A 24,146-nucleotide genomic window follows, 5' to 3' on the forward strand; every position below is an offset into this window, starting at 1 on the left:
ATGACAAAAAGAATAAAAATATTAATCGGAGTGAACCTATGTCTTCTTTTGGCCATAGGTTTCTCTTTTATCTCCTTCGAAAGTATTGGAGAGAAAGATAAAGGAACCCCTTTCTTTAGTATCATGGATTTATCTGTGGTCGATGGTTTTGTTTTGAATGGACAACAAATCCAACGTACCGACGATGGAAGATGGTTGCTGAATAAAAAAGTGGATGTGGCGCCGAGAATGATAGGAAACTTATTCCAAGCGATTCAACAAACATCTATCATTCAGCAAGCGGAAGCAGCTTTGCCAACAAAAGGAGTTGAAGTGAAAGTACAGACGGGAGGAGCAACGATTTTTGAAGGTGTGATTGCATCTTCAGGTGATGCATCCTCTTTTGGACAGAAAAATGGTAAAACCTATCAAATAGAAATTCCTGGGCAGTTTATCAATATCGAACAACTATTTGATGCTAACACTAGCTGGAGAGATAAAACAGTTTTTAGGACTTCATGGAAGACCTTAAAGTCATTCAGTATGAATTATAGACTGAACCCAGAGAACAATGTCAATATTCTATTCAAAGATCCTTTCTATGCAGTAGAGGATGTCACTGCTTTAGATTCTGCGGCGGTATATCAGTTTATATCGGCTTTGCCTAAATTACAAGTGCAAGAATATAGAGACGGAACTCAATTTTATGAGGATACGGTTCAAAAGTTTAAGCCTTTCTGTGAAATAGAAATGTCTGATACGGTGCCTACTTACAATACCTCATTTAAAGTTTTTCCATTTGATGATAATGTTTTCTTCTATTTTCCGTTAACAAAAGAGGTAGGTGTTTTATCGCCCAACCAAGTTCAAGATATGTTTGTTTCTTGGCATTTCTTTGATGCTAATGACCCAAGAAAAAGAGGTAAATAATGATTGGAATTTTTGATTCTGGATATGGTGGCTTATCAGTTCAAAAAGCAGTGATGCAATTGATGCCGAACACACCTATTGTTTATTTTGCGGATCATCAATACTGTCCTTATGGTAGAAAATCTAAGGAAGAGTTGATAGAAAGAGCTTTTTTTATTGTCGATGCACTTATTGAACAAGGAGCACAGTTAATTATTGTTGCTTGCAATACAGCGACTGCAGCGGCTATAGATACGTTGAGGGAAAAGTACGATATTCCATTTGTGGGAATGGAACCTGCAATTAAACCAGCAGCTTTGGCCTCAACATCAAAAAAAGTGGGAGTATTGGCGACAGAAGGAACATTTTCGGGGAAACTATTTAAGCAAACAAAAGAAAAGTTTGCACAAGGAGTGGAGGTCATCATTCAAGAAGGAGTAGGATTAGTAGAGTTGGTTGAAAAAGGATTGATGGGGACCTATAAAGCGCATCAAGTGCTTTATCCAATTATTGCTAAAATGAAGGCACATCGTGTGGATCATTTGGTATTGGGGTGTACACACTATCCGTTCTTAAAAGACGACATACAAAAGATGTTGGGAGATAAGGTCAGATTAATTGATCCTTCCCCTGCGGTAGCCCAACAAGCACAAAGGTTATATCAAAAAGATGAATCTAAACCTGAAATCAAAAAGTATTATCGCTTTATCACTTCAGGATTAAAAGTAAAAGAATATAGGAGGAACATCCTTCAATTGCTTCAACTTGATGAAGAGAACACCTTGTTTATGTACGAATAAACAAGGTGTTCTTTTTATATCAGGATAATTAATATTAACGATTCAATATTTATATTAAGAACTAGATTAACGATTTTCGTGTCATAAATATGGTATTCTTAAAAGTTGAATACTAAAAACGATTACATACTACCTAAATGAGAATGAAGAAATTACTTACTTCAGTTTTACTATTGAGTGTCTCTACATTATGGGCACAGCAATCTCCAAAAGATAAAGGTCTACAAGCAATTGACGAGGCGACAATTCAGTCTTCATTAACGTACTTATCTTCCGATTGGATGGAAGGTAGAGAAGCCGGGCGTCCGGGTGCCTACAGGGCCGCAGAATATATTGCAAGCATGTTTGAATTTATGGGGTTAGAGCCTGCAGGTGATTCTGTGGATGGTCAGCCTACTTATTTTCAAAATTTTGATGTACTTGAATACAGAGCTGCAGACAAGCAGTTTTTATCTGTAAAAACGAATAATGGACAAGAACATACGTTTACTTATCATACCGATTTTGAAGTGAAAGCGGCTCCTGCTTCTATTTCAGGGAAAGGAAATATTGTATTTGTAGGCTATGGTTTAGATATCGATTCTTTAAAGTATAACGACTTCTACAAAAAGAATGTGGAAGGTAAAGTGTGGTTAAGATTAAAAGGCAAACCGACGAAAGGGAAAGTAGGTGAAGCGTTAAAAGATCTGCCAGCAAAGCAATTGCACAAAACGAAAGAGAAGTTAGCAGAGCAATATGGTGCTTTGGCCATTATTGAAATTGATGCTTTAGGTCAGTTACCAACAACAGCCGCCAACTTTCCATTCAGAGACAATAGAAAGTACTACGAGGGAGATCATAAACTATCTTCTTTTTACGATACAAGATTTTATAGCCCAGTATCAAAGCCAAGTAAAATTGCCCCTGTGTTTATGGGTGGTGAATACTTAATGGCTAGTCTTATTAATAAGAACGAAGTGTTTAAATACATGAAGAGTGTGGGTGAAGCGAAACTGTATACTCCATCACTTTCAGCAAAATCTGCCACATTTAAATCAAATGCTATTGTGGAGAGAAAGAGACTGAGAAATGTATTGGCAAAAGTGACGGGACAGATGCCTGACTCTGTAGTAGCCATTGGTGCTCACTACGATCACTTGGGTAAAAGAGAGGGGTATATATGGAATGGTGCCGACGATAACGCCTCTGGTGTTGCTGCAATTTTAGGTATCGCAAAAGCCGTGAAAGCAACAGGTGTTCAACCAAAAAGAACGATGTTATTTGCTTCTTGGACGGGCGAGGAAAAAGGCTTGCACGGTTCCAGAAACTTCTTGCTGAATTATAAAGATCCGTCACAAATCAAGATGTATCTTAACTTTGATATGATTGGTAGAAGAGGGGATTGGCACTCAAAAGACAATCAAGTGAGCTTTATCTACACTGCCGAACATCCTGAAACTTGGGATCTAAACGAGCAAAATATCAAAGATTATTCATTGAACTTAGAAATGTTTGATGGGAAGTCGAAAAAAGGTGAAGCCGGTGGATCAGATAATGTGAACTTCGATAGCTACGGTATTCCTTATTTCTGGTACCATACAGGAGGTCATGAAGATTACCATCAAGTATCTGATCATGCAGATAAAATTATGATGGATAAAGCAGCTGAAATTACAAAATTAAGCTATTTAAATATTTGGGATATTGCGAATGAATAATCGTAAGTCCCGATAAAATAAAAATCCCATCTTGAGCAAATCAAGATGGGATTTTTTATTGTTGATGATGTGTGAAAATGAATTACATTTCCTTCTCACCCTTTCCTTTCTTATTTCCTTTAGGCTTGTCTTTTTTCCAAACCCCTTCATAGATTTTTTTGTTGTCTTTATCGAAGATTACACCAAAACCATCTCTTAAGTTGTTTGCCCAGAAACCTTCGTATCTTTCGCCAGATTGGAAGTAATAAACTCCAAAACCGTCTCTGATACCGTTTTTATAGTTTCCTTCGTAACGGTCGCCATTCGCCCAAGTATAAATACCTTTACCGTTTTGCATGTTGTCTTCCCAAAGACCTTCATAGAAGCCTTTTTTCTCAAAAACAGCATAGCCAAAACCATTGGCTTCTTCATTTCTCACCTCGCCAATATATTTAATCTCTGCACCGTCAAAGTTGATGATATCCAAACGGTTGATTTGCTTGTCTTTTAAATCAAGTTCTTTTTTTAGGTTCTTGATCTCTTTATAGTTTTTAAATAGATCAGACTCTAAATGTCCCTTATCGATGGTTAGTGTTCTATTGACTTTCTTCAAGTAATAGATACTATCCGATAATTCATCTTGATTAAAACGCAACTCAGAAATATGGTTTTCCTTATGATAATAACGCTCTTCTAACTCGTTAATTTTATTATAAGGCACCTTCTGAGAGGAGATGTACTCCATGGCTTTATCCGTATGCGCACTCGTTTGATGAATGCTATCCAACGTTTGGTAGTGAATTAATGCTTCAGTGAAATTATGACTAATCAATAAAGAATCTGCTTTATTTTTTAGTGATAATTTTTCCAATTCATCGTTTTTCTCTTCTAATACGAGTACTTCCTTTTCTAACTCTTCAATTTGAGATTTCATATAAAATCCCACTACGATGAGTATAATTAAAGAAGGAATAGTATAAAGTATTTTTTTCATAACTGATAATTAATAACCAAGGTTGATCTTCGGAATAGCATCGCCTTTTCTGGTATCTAAACCAATAAATACGTTGATTCTGAAAATATGACTTGTTCTATATTGATACCCAGAAGTTTTTTGTCCTATGGTCCACATATGACCAGCAAACAATGTAAAGCTATTGTTGATAACATAACCTACACCATTATAGGTACGGAAATCTTCAAAAGGGTTGTAAGCAATCGATTCTCCAGAATGCATAAAGATCTCTGCACTTGGAGAAACAAAAATTGACCCTTTTTCAATTTTAGGTTTGTTTACGGGGATATAGGCAAAAACTTTATATCTATACCTGTTGGTATAATCGTATTCTGCACCAATATCATTTTTTCTTTTCCATCTGTGTTCGAAACGGAATTGATGATACATTTTTACCCTTCCCATGGCAGGCATTTTAAATAGCCACTGATGCCAAATACGGAACTCGTTTGTGAACGGTTCGTATTCTTCATCATTACCAGGTTCAGGAGTATAATTGACCACGTATGTTGGACCAATTACGGCTTCAAAGTAATCGTTGAAAAATATGTTTAGACCTGCTCTGTTATAGATCTGTCTCGGTCTTCCAACAAATGAATTTACATTGTCGATAGCATTTCTCGAACGATAGTGGTGCTCCCCATAATAGCCAAATTTCTCAGAAAATCTGACTTTAATGTACACACCTTCCCAAAGGCCTGTTTCCTCAAGATTAACCTCTGGTCCCTCTTGTGCAAAAAGGCTGAATGAACTTATACTCAGTAGTATAAATAAAGCTTGTAGTTTTCTTAGCATGTAAAAAAAATAAATAGTAAGAAGAGAAAAAATGCCCCTGATTTAATACCATCTCAGTATTAAAAACAATGAAAATTCTAATTTACTCAATACAGTTAATGCAGTAAAAATAATAAAAAAAAGGATAGTAAGGTCTATTATTGAGCCAACTGCTGGAAAATTTCTTCCATGGATTGCATTTGCATATTCATCTCAATAATGGCTGCATTGTTATTTGCAGACGCTCTAAATATATCCCCTCTTAAATCTATGTCTTGAGAGTAGTGTACTAAAATTTGCTGTTCGTTAATCAGTTCGAGTTTTTCTATACCTTCGATAGAATTTAAAAAAGATGCTTCTGTTGGTTTTTCGTAAGTTAAACTGATAGTGGTTTTAGCTCCTAAGTGACGTAAATTTTCAACACTGTCATTCGCGACAATATCTCCTTTTCTAATAATGACTACTCGATCACACAAGGCTTGTACTTCTTGCATGATGTGAGTAGAAAGCATGACGGTTTTGTTTTTACTTACTTTTTTTATCAAAGATCTGATATCTTCTAATTGAATAGGATCAAGACCAGTGGTAGGTTCGTCTAAAATTAGAACCTCCGGATCGTGAATAAGCGCTTGTGCTAAACCTACTCTTTGACGATATCCCTTTGATAATGCACCAATTTTCTTCTTACGTTCTCTAGTCAAGCCCGTAAGTTCAATCATCTCCTCTATCTTCTCTCTCTTCTTCTGTCCTTTAATTTTGTATAGAGATGCTGAGTAATCCAAATACTCCCGAACATACATATCCAAATACAAAGGATTATGTTCAGGTAAATATCCTACTTTCTTACGTACATCGATAGGCTGATCTACTACATCAAAACCACATACTTTAATCGTTCCTTGAGTGGGGGGAACATAGCAGGTAGCAATTTTCATGGTCGTAGATTTTCCGGCACCATTAGGTCCTAAGAAGCCCAAGATCTCTCCTGGCTTTGCCTCGAAACTAATATTATTTACCGCTGTCTGCTCGTCGTATTTCTTTGTAAGATTGGTTACTTGAATACTCATTTTGCAAAATTATATTTTTTGATGAATGCTTAAACTAAAGATGTATAGTTTCCCGCACAAAAAATCCTAAATTAACATATATAGGCAATAATTTAATGTGGGAGGTTGTACATCGTTAATAATGAGGGAGTAAGGATGAATTATTTCTATTTATCAGAGTGCCCTAAAGATCTTTTTGGATCAATAACATCTCTAATTTTTTGTTTGACCGCTTTGGGTTCTGGGAATCCCGACTCTTTTCGGTCCCAAACTACCTCATCATCTACAGAAATTCTAAATACCCCTCCATCTGTTGGAATCAATTTTACTTCAGCTACATCATTCTGAAAAGTATATAGTAATTCTTGTGTCATCCACACCGCTCGAGGGGTCCAATGACAAAGTGTACAAAACTCTATTGAAATCTTTATCTTCTCCATGATCATCATTTGAATCAAAGTCGACGGAAATCTATTTTATCTAACTCTGATGATTAAATACATCATAAATTATCAATCCTTATACCAAAACTAATCTTTAAAAGAAGATAGGTTTTTTTAGTCGCTTATAATTGTCTAAATTTCCTTCTTAAATAATATTGATAGGTATCTCAAAAGAATAGACTTATCTAACTGACAAAAAATGAAAAAACTGATTTTAACAATTGCTTCAATGATGCTTTCATTGGGAGCAATGTCTCAACAAGTTTCCTTTTTAGTGGGAACTTACACTCAAAAGGATTCAAAAGGTGTGTATAAAGTAACACTCGAACAGGAAACAGGGCACTTATTTGTAGATGGAGTAATTATCAAAGCACAAAATCCATCTTATGTAGCTTATTCTAAAAACCGTAAATATTTAGGAGTACTGAATGAAAGTGAAGAAGGAACGGTAAGTTTATACAAGGTGTTGGATGGTCAATACCATCTCGTAAACAGACAACATACTAAAGGGTCTTATCCGTGTCACATATCATTTGATGGAAGTAACAATGTATATGTTGCCAATTATGGTTCTGGAAATGTGTCTGTCTTCAAAATCGAAGACAAAAAATTATCAGAAATAAAGCAAACGATCAAATATGATAAGACGGGTCCGAATACAGGACGTCAGGAAGCTTCTCATGCACACTTCTCTAACTTTGTAAAACACTCTAAAACACTTTACACAGTAGATTTAGGTGGAGATGAAGTACATGCGTATCATATGGCTAAAGATGGTTTGCAAGAAAAGTTCTCTTTTCAAATTACACCTGGAGGTGGACCAAGACATTTGGTTGATAACGGAGGTCATATTTATGTATTGGAAGAACTGACTTCTAAAGTAGCTGTTTACAATAAAGAAGGGAACACCCCTCAACTAGTACAAGAAATTTCTATGTTGCCAGAAGGATTTACTGATGCTAATACAGGTGCAGCCATTAAAATGAGCAAGGACAAGAAATTTTTGTATGCGACCAATAGAGGCGATAATAGCATAGTGATATTTAAAGTATTACAAGATGGACAATTAGAAGTCATTGGTCATGAAAGCGTAAGAGGTGATTCTCCAAGAGATTTCTCTTTCTCACCAAAACAGAATTATATTGTTGTAGCGAATCAAGAGTCTGATAACATCACATTATTTAAAAGAAATAAAGAGACAGGTTTATTAGAATTTGTCGGCGAAGCAGAAATTAGTATGCCGGTCAATATTGTCTTTTAATCAAATAATACAATCTCAATCCTCTAAATTTATATTTAGAGGATTTTTTTTTGCCTAATTTTAAAAATCATAAAATATCTTAATGTAAGTTGCGTGTAACATTGCAAATGTTATTATATTTAAAATGTAAAACCAAAAACATAACTCAAAAATCTTTCTCTACTATTACTGATGATCAATCGTTTAAAAGAACTATTAGTTGTCTTGCTTATTATCATACCAGCGTTCTCTTATGCTCAGACAGAAATCTGTGATAATGGTATTGATGACGATAATGATGGATTGGTAGATTGTTTCGACCCCGACTGTACCAATTTCCCCGGTTGCGATGGCTTCTATTTTGGCAATGATTCTGCCAATTGTCAAGTTATCCCTCCCATTGTTCCCAACTTTAATATTGTACCTAAGTTTTCTACAGACCCTAATGTGGCGAAAATAGAACAACGTTCTGGAGTAATGGTGGCCGACTTGGATTTAGATAGTATTCCAGAACTTATCGGTAAATCTATGCCTAAAGGGGAACCCGGCTACATTAATATCTTTAGTGGGGCTGACGGAACACTACTCCAACAAATTACCGAAAAAGGAAATACGCATGCTTATACTCAAGTAGCCATTGCGGATGTGGATAAAAATGGTCTCGGAGATATTTTCGTGAATGAAAATAGAACTATTAGACGTTATGAGTATTTATCCGACCGTTTTATTGCCGAAGCTACACAAAAGGTGGTATCCAATCTTCAAACGCCACAGATTGCAGACTTCGATGGAGACGGCGTCCCTGAAGTCTACCTAGGTAATGCCATATTTAATGCAGTCACCTTAGATCGATTGGTCGCTCCCGATTCTGCTAAGAATAGTGGTTCCTTTTCGTATAACATGAGTACGGATCAAGGAAACAAAATCGAAGACTCCTATACTTTGGCATATGATGTTTTTCAGCCTGGTGATGCCAATCCAAATGGAGGTACTTTCGGAAGCGAAGTAGATGGTTTGGAATTAATTGCCGGAGGTAAAGTATATGCGGTGGATCTTACTGGAGGTACTTTAACCGAATTAGTAAGTTGTCCTTTACCATCTGGGTATAGTAATTATTTCCGTCCAGGTGATGGTTTTGTGAGTATTGGCGACTTTACCGGTAACAATAAATTAGAGGTGATTGTAGCTGCCAAAATTAATAAAAATGATATTTCTATTTATTTATGGTCACCATACACTCAAACTTATCTAGGAAACTATGTCTTCGAAAACTCAGATAAGATTGGTCGTTGTAATCTAGGAGATTTTGATAACGACGGTATGATCGAAGTCGGAACGGCAGGGAAAAACCAATATGTAGTATTAGAATACAATGCCTCTTCGAACTCCTTAGTGGAGAAATGGAAAAGAACAAAGCTGGACGATGGATCTCAGATGACGGGTTCTACTTTATTCGATTTTGATGGTGATGGAAATATAGAAGTAGTTTATTCGGAAGAAGAAAACCTATTTATATGGAGATGGGATGAAGACAGTCAAACTTTTATTGAAGTATCGAAAGTGATTTCGAGAGCAGGTACAAGAACAGAGTACCCCTTAGTTGCTGATGTAAACGCCGATGGACAAGCCGAAATTGTTATGGCTGCACAAGATGTAAACGGTCCCGATGCCGATGCCCTAGGTTTTATTCAAGTTTGGGGTTCTTATGACTCTCCATGGGTTTCTTGTAGAAATTTATGGAATCAACACGGTTATCACGTAACGAATATCAACGATGATTTGACCATACCGGTATCCCCACAAGACAACTTTAACCCTTACTTTGAAGGAACACTGAATTCTTTTTTAAGTCAAACCCCTTTCATTACCGATAGTCTAAATATCTCTTTTGCCACTCCAGATTTAATCATTCCAGATATAGAAGCTGATTTATCCGATTGTGCAGATGGATCAGATATACCTATCAATATTACTATCGAAAATCAAGGAGATTGGTCTGCCGCTTTAGGAACTCCTGTAACACTTTACAATGGTGATCCTTATAGCAGTTCAACGGCAGTAGTTATTGATACAGTGCATTTAACTCAAACTATTCAACCTGGAGAATCGACTATTGTAAACGCATTGGTGCCTCAAGATGGAACAAACACCATCGAATTATACATCTTAGCCAATCATAATCCATATGCTTTTGATGGGAGTTTCGTAAGCGTACCTCTTCCTGCAGATACAGTTTATACTCCTTTATTGGAATGTGATTACTCTAATAACCTATCCTTAAAATTAGAAATTAATGGATGTGTGATTCCTCCTACAGTAGATTTGGATAATAATAACAGTTCAGGTATTGGCGGGGCTGATTATCAAACGGTGTATTACAAAGGCTCAGAAACATCAGGGGAATTAGGTGATGAAGACACGAAAATTACTTTATTAGGGACTAATTTTATTTCTAATGCAGTCATCAATTTAACCACCATAGAATCCACCGATTCTCTTACCGTTAGAGGGACATTACCAGGAAGTTTAACTTGGTCCTACACTTCGGGAACAAATCAAATAACCCTAGATGGAGGTGGAACTAAAGCTGAATTCGAAGAGGCTTTGCAGATGGTACATTTTACCAATGCTGCTTTAACCAATTTTGATCGAAGATCGATCACTACTGTCTTGAACATTACGACAACAAATGTGAGTAGTAATGTAGCCAATACCTATATAGATATTAAATCAAGACCAACATCACAAGATGAAACAAGAACAATTGATGAGGACACCTTCTACGATTTTTCTGCCGCAGATTTCACATTTAATGATGAAGATGGAGATACATTTGATGGCATTCGTGTCAGTTTCCCTCTTGATCCTTTAAACTTTAGAGGACACTTGGTATATGACGGTGATACAATTACTATCTATCAGTTAACTATTGGGTATGAAATTCCTAATCCTGCACTATTAAGGTACTATCCTATTGAAGATCAAAGTAACGATAATCATAACCCATACTGTATTTTTAATTTCAGAGTAAAAGACAATACGGGTGTTGATTTAACTCATCACCATTCGATACGACATACCTTTACGATAAATGTTAACCCAATTGCCGATCCTCCAATCTCTAGAGATACTACGGTTGTTGTTAGAGAAGTAACACCTGAGACGGGCCTAATCACACAATATTTTGAGTTTTCAACAGTAGACGTTGGAGCGACTTTTAGTAAAGTGAAGATTGTGTCTTTACCAGATAAAGGGACTTTAACCTATAATGGTTCAGGAACTTATGTGCCAGTAACTGTTGGTCAGGAATTAGATGCAACAGGAGGTTTTAATGTTCAATACACTTCAGATGTATTTGTTCCAGGGGTTGATGATATTATTCATTACTCAGAATTTGATTTTAAAGTCATAGATTCAAATACAACAGAGTCCGATTCTACCTATCATGTCTTTATCAATTTATTGAAGGACATTGTGATACTTGACTTTTGGAAATATGGTTTGAAAAATCAAAATATATACTTTGAGCCAAATGATTTCCTCACCCATTATCATAGTGAAACCAATCAACCTTTATCTAAGATTGTCATTAAATCGTTACCAGGAAATGGTGTTCTAACCTACAACGGAGACACCCTATCTATAGGTGATGAAATTGATATAGCTGGTTTTGATGATGATGATGCCACAACACCAAACTTTATTTTTGATCCAGATCAATATTTTAGTGGTTTAACTTCATTCCTTTATAATGTAATTGATCAGCCTGGAGATGTGAGTACTCAGGATGCGACCATCAATATATTTATAAGAGATGTGAGACATGAACCTGTTGCTGTGGATGATTTTACCGGAACAGTGGCAAATATATCTGTAATTATTGATGCCTTGGCAAATGATTATGATGATGATAATGATTCAATTTTCATCACTAGAATAACAAATGTGGAACATGGTACAGCTTCCATAGTAGAGCAAAGAGTTTATTTTGTACCTGAATATGGTTATGTAGGTAGTGATGCCAATGCAGCTACTATCGATTATGTAATATCAGATGGTAGAGAAGGAACAAGTACTGCAACTATACACATTAATATTACTAATGATGCCCCAGAAGTTGGAAATCTTTACTACGGTGGGTATGTAGGTGATACTATTCACTTCTCTGCACATGATTTTGAATCTAGGTTTAGGGATAGTCAAACGCTACAAAAGATCAAATTTACTTCATTACCGTCACAGGGGACAATATATACCCAACCTCAAACGGCCATTGCAGTGAATCAGGAAATAAACACAGCAGATATTGATCAGTTGTATTACATCAATAATTTACCGGAACAGGAAATTACCGAAAACTTTAATTGGAATGGATCTGATGGAACTCAGTTTGCCGATGCCGATGGTAACGTGAGAATACATCTATATCAAAAAACGCATCCACCGACAGCTGTAAATGATATAGCAACAACTGTAGAAAATGCCTCTATTTTGATAGATGTTCTTGCTAATGATTCTGATCAAGATGGAGATTCTATATATGTCACTCAAGTGGATATGGAAGAAATTCATACCGCAGACGGTACTGTGGTTATCGAAAATAATCAAGTGAGATTTACACCAACAACTGGTTTTACAGGATTGACCTATGCTCGTTATTTCATTACCGATGATAGAGACGGATCTTCCGAAGCCATCATAAGAATCACTGTAGTAACTTCTCCTGATGCACCATTACCATTGCCTTTCGAAAAATATGGAGAAAAAAATCAGGACCTCCCACTTTCGTTGTTAGATTTTGAAGATCATTATACTGATCCGAATAACATGGCCTTGGATTCTGTTCGTTTTGAGAATGATCCAAGTGACGGAACCTTGTTCTTAAATAATACTCAAATAACAGTATTACAAGGAATATCAAGGAATGATTTAGACGATATAGTTTACAGACCAAACACCGATTACTTAGGTGATGATCAAGTGAGGTATAACGTTTATAATGGTGAATTCTGGGGTAGGTCATCGAGTAGTATCACTTTCCACATGGTGGAGCAACTCGATAATATTACTCCTGTAGTGGTGGATATCACTAAGAAGGGTAGTGAAAATGAAGATATCCCAATTACTCTTTCAGATTTCGAAAATGCCTTTACCGATCCAAGGGATTCAGCAATGATGGCCATCAGGATTCTATCGTTACCCGAACATGGTGATATTACTTTTGACGATCAGGAGGTGATGATCAATCAAATAATTAGTGCAGATAGTTTGGATCAATTGATTTATTCGCCTGATAATGGATTTGCTGGGAATGATAGTCTGCATTGGAACGCCACCAACGGTATGCGTTATGCCGATGAAGATGCTGCAGTACTTATTCAAATTGGGCCTGAGTTAGTGATTTATTCATCTTTCACTCCAAACAACGATGGCATAAATGATTATTGGCACATTAAGGATATTGAATTCTATCCAAACAACGAAGTAACCATTTATAACCGTTGGGGAAATGCTATTTATAATGCCAGCGGATACGATAACACAAGTGTCCGATGGGAAGGCACCAATAACCAAAATGGGGTTGGAAGTAATATCTTACCTGCATCTACCTATTTCTATAAAGTTGACTTAAAAGACGGATCTCCTGTTCGATCGGGATATGTTGTTCTTGCTAAATAACCCAAAAAAGAAAAACATGAAAAAGTGTTTTGCAATAGTATGGCTTTTGATGATGGCGCTATTCCATCAAGTCAAAGCCCAACAAACTACATTATATTCTCAATACATGTTTAATGGATTGACCATCAATCCTGCCTATGCAGGTAGTCAGGGAGGTGTAAATACATCTCTGATTTACCGACAGCATTGGACAGGCGTAGGCGGCTCTCCAAATACCACCACATTAGCGATTGATTCCCCCTTAGGAAATAAAAGAATGAGTATTGGCGGGTTGTTCTCACAAGATAAAATTGGTGCTACCACTACTCAGAATATGAATGTAGTGGCTTCATATAGAATCAATTTATTTTCTGGGACACTCTCTTTTGGTTTGCAAGGAGGATTTAATAGCGTGGCGGTCAATTTTGCAGACCTCACTTCATTTTTACCCGATCCGGCATTGCCTGATGGAACTGTTAGAAGAAACTCTCCCAATTTTGGAGCAGGGTTATTCTACAATACCGATCATCTTTACCTAGGTTTCTCAGCACCAAGGCTGATAAGTTCTGATTTAGGTGATCCTAATTCGACTTTAGTGGTGGAAGAAAAGCGACATTATTTCTTAAATGCAGGTTACGCCATAGAGCTATCTCACCTTTTGATGTTGAAACCGAATATCCTCTTCCGATTAACAGAAGGGGCTCCCTTACAAGCTGATATTAACCTGAATGCATTAATTATGGAGTGGATATGGTTTGGTGTTTCTTACAGAACACAAGAATCCTTTGCACTCCTTACCGAAATACAACTAAGCAAAGTCTTTAGGATAGGCTATTCTTATGATATGATTACCAACTCAGCTTCTAATATTACCAACGGATCGCATGAGTTTGTGATTAATGTATTCTTTGAGAATAAGAAAAAGAAAATAAAAACACCAAGATACTTTTAGCAGCATATGAAGAACTTCATTTTACTACTTTTGATGCTGATATCGCCTGTACTCTTTGCACAAACAATGCAAAACCAAAGGGTACAAGATTTTGATGAAAGAAACGAGGAACGTTTTCAGAACATGGATTATGCGAAAGCGTTAAAGCATTATCAAAAGAAATATCAAAAAGAAAGTAATCCAGAAAAAAAGGAAGAATATGCGATACAAATGGCAAGATGCTTCCAAAAACTAAACAAGCCACAAAAAGCGGTAGATCTATTCGATAAAATGGATAGTTCATTAATTGCTTCCAATGAAGTGGCAACAATCACTTATGCAGATGCTTTATACAATGTAGGAGAATATAAAAAAGCAGAACAGTGGTATAAAAAAGCGTTTGATAGGAAAGGGGCAGAGCATTCTGCCGAGGTGTATCAGAAGCTGAAAAATTTATCGGCTATTCAACCACTCATGAGAGATCAAGATCTCTTTGAGGTGAGAAGTCCTTCCTTCAACTCCAATCAAGACGATTTCAGTCCTTTTAAATACAACAATGGCTATGTCTTTTCTTCCAATAGAAAATCTAAACAAACTGGTGGGAAAAAATACGCTTGGGACGGAGGTTCCTTCTTGGATCTTTTCTATGTAGATTCTTTGGGGAATGTTCAAAATTTCTCCTCAAAAATCAACTCTAAATACCATGAGGCATCCGCATCGATTAGTCCTGATGGAAACATGATCGCCTTTACACGTAGTTCAGCAAAAGAAAAAACGAAAGATAAAGAAAGTAACTTACAATTGATGATCGCCACTAAAAATGGAGAAGGAGATTGGAGTAAACCTCTAGACTTTTTGTGGAATATGACGGATTATTCTACAGGTCATCCCGCCTTTTCTTCCGATGGAAAACGATTGTATTTTGTATCTGACAGACCCGATGGAATTGGAGGATCAGATATTTATTATTCCGATATAAAAGAGAATGGAAAGTTTTCTTCTCCGACACTTATGGGAAAAGAGATCAATACAGAAAAGAATGAAGTATTTCCAGCAGTAGATGGAAACAAACTGTATTTTTCTTCCGATGGTTGGGGAGGACTTGGTGGGTTGGATATTGTGATGCAAAACTTGGATAGTTTATACGAAAAGCCTGTTCACCTTCATGCTCCCATCAATTCGAGTTACGACGATTTCGGTGGTACTAAAATTAATTTGAAGAGCTATTACATTTCTTCCAATAGAATGACCGAATTCTCTGATAAAGGAAACGACAATATTCTAGAAGTAGAGAAGGTTTTCTTTAAAGGGATAGTCATTGATAAGTTCGAAAGAACACCCATCCCAGATGCATTAGTAGAAATAGATGGAAAGGTGGTGACCAAATCAGATGAGTCGGGTTTATTTAAGGTTCGCTTCGATCAATGGCCCGATTTGATGCCTATTATTGGTAGAAAGCAGAGTTATGCATCAGATACTTTGGCAGGGAAAGAAGCCGCCCAAACTATTGAAATGGGAGAGCCAATTGTCTTAGAATTAGCACAACCTTATATCGAAGGTCATGTGTATGATTCACTCACCAAAGAACCAATCATTGCTCGATTAACGATAAAAGATCGATCAACAGAAACAGAGAGAGTCGTATTTTCGGATTCTACAGGTTATTATAGAATATCTGCCAAAGCACAAGAACATTACGACTTTATTTCTGAACGTCCACGATATTTTACAAGGCGACAAGCAACCAATACACAAGACCATTACAAAACGGTGAGAGATATTGCCATGAATCCAATAGTGGGACAACGTATCCGTATTTACTATAATTTTGATATGTCGAACATCCGAGATGATGCTTCCCATTCATTAGATACTGTAGTTAATGTGATGAAATACAATCCGACCATTACGATCGAATTATCTTCTCATACGGATATTAGAGGTCGAGATTCCTATAACCAAGCGTTGTCAGATCGTAGAGCCAAAGAAGCCTTTGATTATGCTGTTCGTAAAGGTATCGCTGCAGAAAGAATGACCTATAAAGGGTATGGAGAAACCATGCCGGTCATCGATTGTAAAGGCAAAAGATGTACGGAAGCAGAACATCAACTAAACCGTAGAACAGAGTTTTATGTGACGGGTTACCTCAATGAAAAAGGGTACTTCGGAAGCGATTATAATAAGTTTTATCCCGATTCATTATCAGAAGTCTTAGAGGATAGTGATAAAGAAATCATTAGATCAACTTCTAATAGCATAACTGGAATATTTGTGAGTTTGATTGGTGGAGTAGAAGGATACAATGTGAAAGCCTTGGACGATCAAGGGAAGCTATTAGCACAAGATAAAACAACAGAAGAAGGGGTGTTCAACTTGATGGTTCCGAATCAATACAAGTACAAATTAGTGTTGGATAAAGAAGGAATCGAAATCACACACCGATACATTACTTTAGAAGACTTCGATGGGAAATCAAACTTTGATGTCACCATTTATAAATAACTAATCCACCATCACAAAAGCTCCCCAATAATAAGGATTTGGATATGTTTTTATCACTTCTTTTTGGGCAAGGCGAAAGGCAACAGTTTTGTCTTTCGTCTTGATCCACTGTCTATAAAATTCATTCATCAAAAGCTGGGTAGCGTAATCATCTACACTCCATAAACTCATAATGATGGTGTTCACTCCGGCAATACTAAATGCATATTGCAAGCCTGAAATACCATCGCCTGAAGTAATATCAGATACTCCGCTTTGGCAAGCAGACAAGACCAATAATTCGGTATCTTTTAGATTCAATCCTTTTACCTCATAGGCCGTAAGTATACCATCATTTCCCTCATCATATATCTCTTTTAGATCCTTTTCATTTTTAAAAGTGATCTCCGAAAAGAACAATCCTGATTTTAATAAAGGACTGCTAATGATCGGATTTTTTAGTTGATCCAAATAAAAACCATGGGTAGCCAAGTGGATAATGTAGGGAGAGGTGTGAATGTTTTTTACATTTTTTTCAGTAGCATTCAATTTGTTTAAAGTCACCACATTCCAATCATGTTCCTTAAATAATTCTGCCGTGTTTTGAATCTCTTTTGCTGTTCCAGGTAAATTATAGAGGTTGAAATAATAAGCTTGACGAGTATTCTCATCTGTATTTCCTCTTGTCGAGGCCACTTCCTCCACTTGGAAAACCGGGTCGCCCACCAATATGATTTCTTTATTGATGACCTTCTTTTCTTTTTGAAGATGAATGTCTGCTGTACTCATCACAAGGTGGATGTTTTCCTCGTCGATCATGTATTTTTTAGTCTCAGGGTTGGTGAGAATATTTAGATTGATGGAGTTATAAATCCCATCATTACTCAAATAGATTTTATCGCTTTTGATGCCTAGATCATCGATTACTTTTCTGATTGGTTTCCAATAAAAATCGTACGCATTGATATTTCTTTTTGGTTCATCAGTCACTATCAGCGATCTTGTTTTCATGGTGACTATCTGATGATAATAATCTAAAACATCCACCTCTAAGATCTTTGCATTACCAATTGGGACGAACTTAGGGCGTTCTAACTCTTTAGAAATGATGACGGCTCCATAGGAAACTTTAGTGTCAATAATATTTTTAAGCTTAATGATTTCAATGGCTATTTCTCCATTTTTTAAACGCTCTTGTGTGCTTTGCCAAGTAAGGTCTTGGTTTAAAACGGAAGAATCGTTTTTATCATAAGTAGCGTACACCAACGATTTCTCTAGATTATTGATTCGGTCAGAAATGCCATAGCAATCGAAATCAATTTTTTTCCTTTCCTCTACAGAGAAAAAATTAGCCGTAGCTAGTTGAGATTTGAGTTTTTTTAAACTGTTAGTATAGTTGGTGAATTCTACTTTTTGTCGGTATTTACTCAGCATCTTAATGTTCTCTTTTCGCTGAATAGATTCCTTCAAAAAGTATTTACGGTAATTGACTTGTAAGTCGTAACACTTCTCCCTCATAAGCGAAGACCTCATGCCCTGATCTGTCGTCATTAAGCTAAAGAAATAAGTAAATACAGCACTGGAATGATGTATAAAATTAATTTTCTCGTCCTCGCTGGTAAAGATCAATTGTTCGTTCAACTGTTTGAACTTTAAATCGACCGCATCCAAAATCATTTTTTCGGCCAAATCCCATTTACCAAGCATAGAGTTGGTATAGGCCATTTTACTAATGATTGTAGGTTTATGAATGGATAAATTATCGAATGTATTTTCTAAAGTCTTGAGCTCATTATAGGCCAATTCATATTCTTTTTTTGAATTTAGAATATCTACTTTCTTAAATTTGATTTGCAATCTGATGTAATACTTCACATCAATCTCCAGTGCATCAGCTAATTTTTCTGCTGATTGATAATTTCTGAAAGCTTTATCAAATGATGAGGTGTTAAAGTGATAGTCGCCCAATAGTTGTTGGGTTTTAATCAACAAAGAATGGGAGTTATTTAATAACTTTTTGATGTCACTTTCAAGTGTCACCACTTTATCGGTAATATCAATTGTTGGATTTTGATACAATTCGCATTTATACAAAACAGTCTGTACCAAATAACCTACAGCACTATTATCAAGCTTTCGTCGCTTAAGAAAAGCCAATTCTCTTTCACAGAGTGTCCTCGCATCTGAAAATCTACCGACCATAAGGAACAGTTCAGATAAAGAACAAAGTGCTTCTGTATAGTGCTGAGTGAAGAATATTTTTTCTTGTAAAACAATGGAAAGAAGCTCGGTAAATCTTAATTCCGATTGCACATATTCTCCTTTTATTAAATGTATTTCTCCTCGAAGTCTTAGTTCGAAAAAGCGGAGTTCTAGATCGTAGGATTGAATGTGTTCCCCTTTTTCTAAGTAATGGGAAGCCGTTTTTGTATTCCCCTTTTTTAAGTAAATATCGGATAGATGTAAGTAGGCTTCTTTTAATAATAGAGGGTCGCCATCGACATGGTCGAATTTATCGACCACCAACTTAAAGTACTCTTCGGATTGTGGAAATTTATTTTCCTCTTTATATACATCTGCAAGTTTGAAATACACTTTTAGGGTGGTAATATGATTTTGCCCAAATATCTCTTTTCTTAAGGTTAGGCACTTATTGTAGTGCTTTTCGGACAATTTAAATTGTCCTTGCATATAGTATGCATCACCTATAGTAGAGAGTAAATCAAGGTAACTGGGGTTTCTTTCTCTCCCTTTTGACTCATAAGTCTCTTTTAACTCGGTGAGTGTTTTAATCACATCAAAATTCTTGTTGTAAGAAGCAATAAACATATTGGCCATGTGTAATTGAATCCATTCATCATCAATGGAATTTTCGAAACCGATACGTTCTTTTTCATGATTGAAATTCTGAATTCTACTTTTTATAAACAGCTTTTCACTCTCTTCATATTCTTTAAAATTCTGATGTATGATGGCTCTATTGATGGAGCAATAAATATTATCGGGATGCTCTTTTGATAAAGTTTTAATGTAGATCATCTCAGCCTCATCGACTAATGAAATAGCTTGAAATGTCTGATCGAGCATGAGTAAACAGAAGGCTTTATAATTAAGGGCCAATGCATAGTCAGGGTAGAGCCAACCAGAAGCTTTGTTCATAATTTCTAAAGCTCTGTCGATTTGCTTAATGGCAGTGGAATATTCATGGCGGATAATGGCTTGTTCGGTAGAAACGATCAAAGGGATAACCACTTCGATACTTTCGTTGCCATATTTTTGGACGGATTGGTTGATCCATTGTTTGGATATGTCTTTAGCCTCCCAAATCTTACCTTCTTCTTGGAGCTGGTGGATGAGTTGGGGAGAGTAGTCTTTATTTTTTTGTGCTAATGAGATTGGAGTATTTATAAAATAAAGAAAATAACTACAGAGTATAAGTAGAGAATTAGGTTTCAAGGGGCAGAAAGTGTTATTTATAGATCTACCTTAATTTAAAAAAACTTCTTGATATAAAGGTAACTATGTAAGTTTGAGTGTGTTATTGATTAATTAAAAAAAGGGACCGTCACCAAAAGTAACAGCCCCTTTTACATGGGTATTTTGAAGCACCCATATCTATTTTAATCTCTAATTATTTCTTTTTCGCCTTTAAGATCACTTGCTTTCCAGAAAGTAATTGTAACTCACCATCAACAATTTGATAGTTGTCAACAAGATCAATCTTAGCAAAGAAAACGTGCTCTACTTCATTGTTAGCACACATTTTTCTTGTTGCCATTAATGGTCCAACTTTGATGTCATATGAATAAGCATCTAATTTTACTTTCCCATTAAAGTTGTTACAGCTACCGCTTCCGCTAGCGTCTCCATCTTTGCTGATCATAATATTAGGGACATTTCCATTGAAATCGTCTACAACTTCGATGAAAGTGAATTCCCAGTTTTTATAAAGATCTCTATGGTTTACACCACGCTTTGCAGTAACAAGAACTTCATCGTCCTTTTTTAGTGTAATCATATCACCATCGATATCAAATTTATTGAAGTTCTCTAAGATCTTACCTAAAGCTCTTTCTTGTTCTGCTACTTCTTCACAGAACATCATTGTCGACATGAATGGACCCGATTTTAATTCATCTTTTTCAGCATCATAATCTAAAGCACCACCTAAGCCGTTGCAACCAGCATAACCATTTATTCTATTCGATTTTGTATCAAAATAGATATATGTTTTTAAAGGATCAGCATCTAAATCGCCTAATTTAGAGATTACCCAAGTACCCTCTAATAACATTAGCTTATCTTGTTTCTCGTTCACGACTTTAACTAATTTATAACGTAGTGATGATGCATCTGCAGGAGGATTGTCTACTTTAACTATCGCTACCTCTAATACAGATTCGACACCTACTTTATGATCAAACCCTTCGATTTTACCGTAAAAGTTTTTCCATTCAGTATCTCCATCTTCTTTAATTAATAAGCATTCTTGAGGCCCAACGCCTGTACATTCTGTAGTTTTAGCACTTACAGTAATCGTTTTGGTTTCAGATTTTGGTGATTTTGTTGAAGCACAAGCAGTTACTATTAGAGTAATTAGTAATGCAATACTAAGTTTCATATTATTTGTCATAATTCACTGTGTAGTTATGAATAATCTTTTTGATTTTAGAACGGATAAAAGGTTAATATTTACATTCTCTCGTTCGTTGAATTTTATTTAACGAGTAAAATTATTTATGTGTCTATAAATTAAGGAAGGAAAAGGGGTTAAACAAAGTTAAAAGAAAATTCTTTCCATTTATACGGTTGTATTACAGTCATTTAATGCTCTATTTATATAAATGAAGTGTAGGTTGTTAAAAGTGAATGAATATCAAAAAATAGCCTTTTAAAAAAAAATATAGAATTGTTGTCCTAACTTCGGATTCAATTGTCTTACTTTGTGATAAGGAAGGTATTTTCTCAACAAGGATTCCTTCAATAGAATGAGAGTGTAAAGCGACAAATATATGAAAACAACAATCTATACTTTATTATTGAGTATGGTTTGTCTTCTATTCGGTTCATGTGATTCTGAAGAATCGAAATTAACATCTTGTGATCACAGTAATATTGGGGAACGATACCAATATTATTCCGATGTGTTTTTAGAAGCTTTAGCAAAGAGCGATTGTGAAGCGATAAATGAACAATCAGAAGATGCTTTGGAGTTTATAAATGCGAATCAGAATTGTTTAGTTATTTATATGGTTCTTCAAGAAGGGAATAATGTAAATGATGAAAAAGAAGCCAATTTGATTATAGAAGACATGAAATCTCAAATACAGACGATTCAATACAGTTGTGATGTAGAGAATTTGCCTGTGAGAAGGTAAAATCTAGTCAATAGATTTAAAGAAAAGACCGATAATGGAAAGTAACCTTATCGGTCTTTCTTATTTTCAAAGAATTATGTTTACTTTTGCAGACTAATAGGATCAGATTTATTGAAGTCTGTATCAATCTAAAAAACTGAAATAAATAAAAATATCATATGAGTTTGTTAACTGTAGGTTCTGTAGCTTTTGATGCTATCGAGACTCCTTTTGGAAAAACAGATAAAATTATCGGTGGAGCAGGTACATATATTTCTATCTCTTCATCATTCTTTACAAAGCCTGTAAATGTTGTTGCTGTAGTAGGTGATGACTTTCCTGAGGAATACATCAAAACGCTAGAAAGCCAAGGTATTAACACAGACGGTCTTCAAGTAAAAGAAGGTGAAAAAACGTTCTTCTGGGCAGGGAAATATCATAACGATATGAACTCAAGAGACACTTTGGTAACTGAATTGAATGTATTGGAGCACTTCGATCCAATCGTTCCTGCAAATTACCAAGATGCTCAATATGTAATGTTGGGTAACCTTTCTCCTCAAGTACAATCGACTGTTATCGAGCGTTTGGAAAACAGACCAAAGTTAGTTGTTATGGATACAATGAACTTCTGGATGGACATCGCTTGGGACGATCTAATGAAAACAATTTCTATGGTAGATGTTCTTTCTATCAACGATGAGGAAGCACGTCAACTTTCTAAAGAATATTCTTTAAGAAAAGCAGCAAAGAAAATCATGGAAATGGGACCAAAGTACTTGATCATCAAAAAAGGTGAGCACGGTGCATTGTTATTCCACGAAGACAAAGTATTCTCAGCGCCAGCTTTACCATTGGAAGAAGTATTCGATCCAACAGGAGCAGGTGATACTTTTGCAGGTGGCTTTATTGGTTACTTAGCAAAAACAGATGATATCTCTTTCGATAACATGAAAAAGGCAGTGATCTACGGATCAGCTATGGCCTCTTTCTGTGTGGAAAAATTCGGTACAGACCGTTTGTTAGAAATCACAGAAGCTGATTTAGAAGCGAGAGTAAAAGAATTCGAGGAACTAACAGTTTTCTAATTGAATTCTTAACGATATATTAGGGACATTACTAAAGTGATGTCCCTTTTTTTATGATCTATTTTAACGCACATACACATCATCCGAGTAAGGAAAATGAGCTGGGATTAAGAAATAATTTTATTCAGTCTTTCCATTCTGTTTCTGATGAAAAACTCCAATCATCGGGAATACATCCTTGGCATATACAAGAAGTAGATATAGCGACTTGCTTTGACGAATTAACTCAGGTGATACATCAAATAGATGCGGTTGGAGAATGTGGTTTAGATAGAGTGATTGATGTAGATTGGGAGCATCAAAAAGAGATTTTCATCCGGCATATTGACTTATCAGAAAAACATCATTTACCCTTAATCATTCATTCCGTTAGGAGTTATCCTGATGTTCTTCAAATAAAGAAACAACAAAAGTGTGTACAACCTTGGGTGATACATGGTTTTACTGGAAATACACAAACCGCAGATCAGCTGATAAAAAATGGATGCTACTTATCTTTTGGAACACAATTCATGAAAGGGCACAAAAAAACAATACAAGCACTACTTGATGTTGACCCTAATTATGTATTCTTCGAGACAGATGATGCTGCTGAATTATCAATTAAGACGGTATATAAACAGGCTTCTGCTTTATTAAAAGTAGAGGAAGATGAATTAATCAGCCAAAAACTTGAAATTGCTTCGAAGATTTTTCCCAAAATTAAAGGACTTCTTTAAATTTGCCCCCGAATTTTAAACACTATTCAG

At 35.9% G+C, this 24,146-nt stretch carries 16 protein-coding genes; 10 read left to right on the forward strand and 6 right to left on the reverse strand.

The window, feature by feature from the left end; all coding sequences use genetic code 11:
- From KMW28_RS06185 to KMW28_RS06195, 3 genes are all read left to right on the forward strand, one after another.
- Positions 1-909, forward strand: coding sequence for a hypothetical protein (locus tag KMW28_RS06185; protein ID WP_169664149.1), 909 nt, complete (start codon positions 1-3; stop codon positions 907-909).
- Complete coding sequence (gene murI / locus KMW28_RS06190) at positions 909-1,688, forward strand: glutamate racemase (RefSeq protein ID WP_169664148.1); 780 nt, start codon at positions 909-911, stop codon at positions 1,686-1,688. The genes KMW28_RS06185 and murI overlap by 1 nt, the downstream gene beginning before the upstream one ends.
- Positions 1,689-1,831: 143 nt before the next feature.
- Positions 1,832-3,385 (forward strand): M20/M25/M40 family metallo-hydrolase, encoded by a 1,554-nt coding sequence (locus KMW28_RS06195; RefSeq protein ID WP_169664147.1) that lies wholly within the window; start codon positions 1,832-1,834, stop codon positions 3,383-3,385.
- Positions 3,386-3,467: 82 nt separating this feature from the next.
- Here the strand turns inward: KMW28_RS06195 and KMW28_RS06200 are convergent, their stop codons facing one another.
- The 4 genes from KMW28_RS06200 to KMW28_RS06215 all read right to left on the reverse strand — a co-directional run bounded on the left by KMW28_RS06200 (position 3,468) and on the right by KMW28_RS06215 (position 6,639).
- Positions 3,468-4,358 carry an MORN repeat-containing protein gene (locus tag KMW28_RS06200; protein WP_169664146.1) on the reverse strand — a complete coding sequence of 297 codons (891 nt, stop codon included), beginning with the start codon at positions 4,356-4,358 and terminating at the stop codon, positions 3,468-3,470.
- A gap of 9 nt (positions 4,359-4,367) precedes the next feature.
- Complete coding sequence (locus tag KMW28_RS06205; RefSeq protein WP_169664145.1) at positions 4,368-5,174, reverse strand: DUF2490 domain-containing protein; 807 nt, start codon at positions 5,172-5,174, stop codon at positions 4,368-4,370.
- A gap of 137 nt (positions 5,175-5,311) precedes the next feature.
- A complete protein-coding gene (gene gldA / locus KMW28_RS06210) occupies positions 5,312-6,220 on the reverse strand; it encodes a gliding motility-associated ABC transporter ATP-binding subunit GldA (RefSeq protein ID WP_169664144.1) in 909 nt (302 codons plus the stop codon).
- A 146-nt stretch (positions 6,221-6,366) separates the two neighbouring features.
- Positions 6,367-6,639, reverse strand: coding sequence for a SelT/SelW/SelH family protein (locus tag KMW28_RS06215; protein ID WP_066213189.1), 273 nt, complete (start codon positions 6,637-6,639; stop codon positions 6,367-6,369).
- Positions 6,640-6,841: 202 nt separating this feature from the next.
- Here KMW28_RS06215 and KMW28_RS06220 point away from each other — a divergent pair, with 202 nt between their 5' ends.
- The 4 genes from KMW28_RS06220 (at position 6,842) to KMW28_RS06235 (ending at position 16,973) form a co-directional block, all read left to right on the forward strand.
- Positions 6,842-7,903, forward strand: coding sequence for a lactonase family protein (locus tag KMW28_RS06220; protein WP_169664143.1), 1,062 nt, complete (start codon positions 6,842-6,844; stop codon positions 7,901-7,903).
- Between the two features lie 171 nt (positions 7,904-8,074).
- On the forward strand, positions 8,075-13,561 hold the full coding sequence (locus KMW28_RS06225) for an Ig-like domain-containing protein (protein ID WP_169664142.1): 5,487 nt from the start codon (positions 8,075-8,077) through the stop codon (positions 13,559-13,561).
- A gap of 16 nt (positions 13,562-13,577) precedes the next feature.
- Positions 13,578-14,492, forward strand: a complete 915-nt coding sequence (locus KMW28_RS06230; protein ID WP_169664141.1) for a PorP/SprF family type IX secretion system membrane protein — start codon at positions 13,578-13,580, stop codon at positions 14,490-14,492.
- Positions 14,493-14,498: 6 nt separating this feature from the next.
- The gene (locus KMW28_RS06235; RefSeq protein WP_169664140.1) at positions 14,499-16,973 is read left to right on the forward strand and encodes an OmpA family protein; all 2,475 of its coding nucleotides are present in this window, start codon (positions 14,499-14,501) and stop codon (positions 16,971-16,973) included.
- On the opposite strand, the gene KMW28_RS06240 is transcribed toward KMW28_RS06235, so the two are convergent.
- Both KMW28_RS06240 and KMW28_RS06245 read right to left on the reverse strand, forming a co-directional pair.
- Entirely contained in the window at positions 16,974-20,408 is a 3,435-nt protein-coding gene (locus tag KMW28_RS06240) for a CHAT domain-containing protein (protein WP_169664139.1), read from the reverse strand.
- Positions 20,409-20,583: 175 nt separating this feature from the next.
- Complete coding sequence (locus tag KMW28_RS06245; RefSeq protein ID WP_169664138.1) at positions 20,584-21,573, reverse strand: META domain-containing protein; 990 nt, start codon at positions 21,571-21,573, stop codon at positions 20,584-20,586.
- Between the two features lie 391 nt (positions 21,574-21,964).
- Here KMW28_RS06245 and KMW28_RS06250 point away from each other — a divergent pair, with 391 nt between their 5' ends.
- From KMW28_RS06250 to KMW28_RS06260, 3 genes are all read left to right on the forward strand, one after another.
- Positions 21,965-22,330, forward strand: a complete 366-nt coding sequence (locus tag KMW28_RS06250) for a hypothetical protein (protein WP_169664137.1) — start codon at positions 21,965-21,967, stop codon at positions 22,328-22,330.
- A gap of 158 nt (positions 22,331-22,488) precedes the next feature.
- On the forward strand, positions 22,489-23,397 hold the full coding sequence (locus tag KMW28_RS06255; protein ID WP_066209179.1) for a PfkB family carbohydrate kinase: 909 nt from the start codon (positions 22,489-22,491) through the stop codon (positions 23,395-23,397).
- Between the two features lie 53 nt (positions 23,398-23,450).
- A complete protein-coding gene (locus KMW28_RS06260) occupies positions 23,451-24,116 on the forward strand; it encodes a TatD family hydrolase (protein WP_169664136.1) in 666 nt (221 codons plus the stop codon).
- The last annotated feature ends 30 nt before the right edge of the window (positions 24,117-24,146 follow it).

The organism is Flammeovirga yaeyamensis, assembly GCF_018736045.1.
Lineage (GTDB): Bacteria > Bacteroidota > Bacteroidia > Cytophagales > Flammeovirgaceae > Flammeovirga > Flammeovirga yaeyamensis.

Coding starts and splice junctions, on each gene's coding strand:
- KMW28_RS06250 (WP_169664137.1), top strand. CDS start 21,965: ATGAAAACAACAATCTATACTTTATTATTGAGTATGGTTTGTCTTCTA.
- KMW28_RS06185 (WP_169664149.1), top strand. CDS start 1: ATGACAAAAAGAATAAAAATATTAATCGGAGTGAACCTATGTCTTCTT.
- KMW28_RS06230 (WP_169664141.1), top strand. CDS start 13,578: ATGAAAAAGTGTTTTGCAATAGTATGGCTTTTGATGATGGCGCTATTC.
- KMW28_RS06205 (WP_169664145.1), bottom strand. CDS start 5,174: ATGCTAAGAAAACTACAAGCTTTATTTATACTACTGAGTATAAGTTCA.
- KMW28_RS06220 (WP_169664143.1), top strand. CDS start 6,842: ATGAAAAAACTGATTTTAACAATTGCTTCAATGATGCTTTCATTGGGA.
- murI (WP_169664148.1), top strand. CDS start 909: ATGATTGGAATTTTTGATTCTGGATATGGTGGCTTATCAGTTCAAAAA.
- KMW28_RS06225 (WP_169664142.1), top strand. CDS start 8,075: ATGATCAATCGTTTAAAAGAACTATTAGTTGTCTTGCTTATTATCATA.
- KMW28_RS06235 (WP_169664140.1), top strand. CDS start 14,499: ATGAAGAACTTCATTTTACTACTTTTGATGCTGATATCGCCTGTACTC.
- KMW28_RS06245 (WP_169664138.1), bottom strand. CDS start 21,573: ATGAAACTTAGTATTGCATTACTAATTACTCTAATAGTAACTGCTTGT.
- gldA (WP_169664144.1), bottom strand. CDS start 6,220: ATGAGTATTCAAGTAACCAATCTTACAAAGAAATACGACGAGCAGACA.
- KMW28_RS06215 (WP_066213189.1), bottom strand. CDS start 6,639: ATGGAGAAGATAAAGATTTCAATAGAGTTTTGTACACTTTGTCATTGG.
- KMW28_RS06260 (WP_169664136.1), top strand. CDS start 23,451: ATGATCTATTTTAACGCACATACACATCATCCGAGTAAGGAAAATGAG.
- KMW28_RS06195 (WP_169664147.1), top strand. CDS start 1,832: ATGAAGAAATTACTTACTTCAGTTTTACTATTGAGTGTCTCTACATTA.
- KMW28_RS06200 (WP_169664146.1), bottom strand. CDS start 4,358: ATGAAAAAAATACTTTATACTATTCCTTCTTTAATTATACTCATCGTA.
- KMW28_RS06255 (WP_066209179.1), top strand. CDS start 22,489: ATGAGTTTGTTAACTGTAGGTTCTGTAGCTTTTGATGCTATCGAGACT.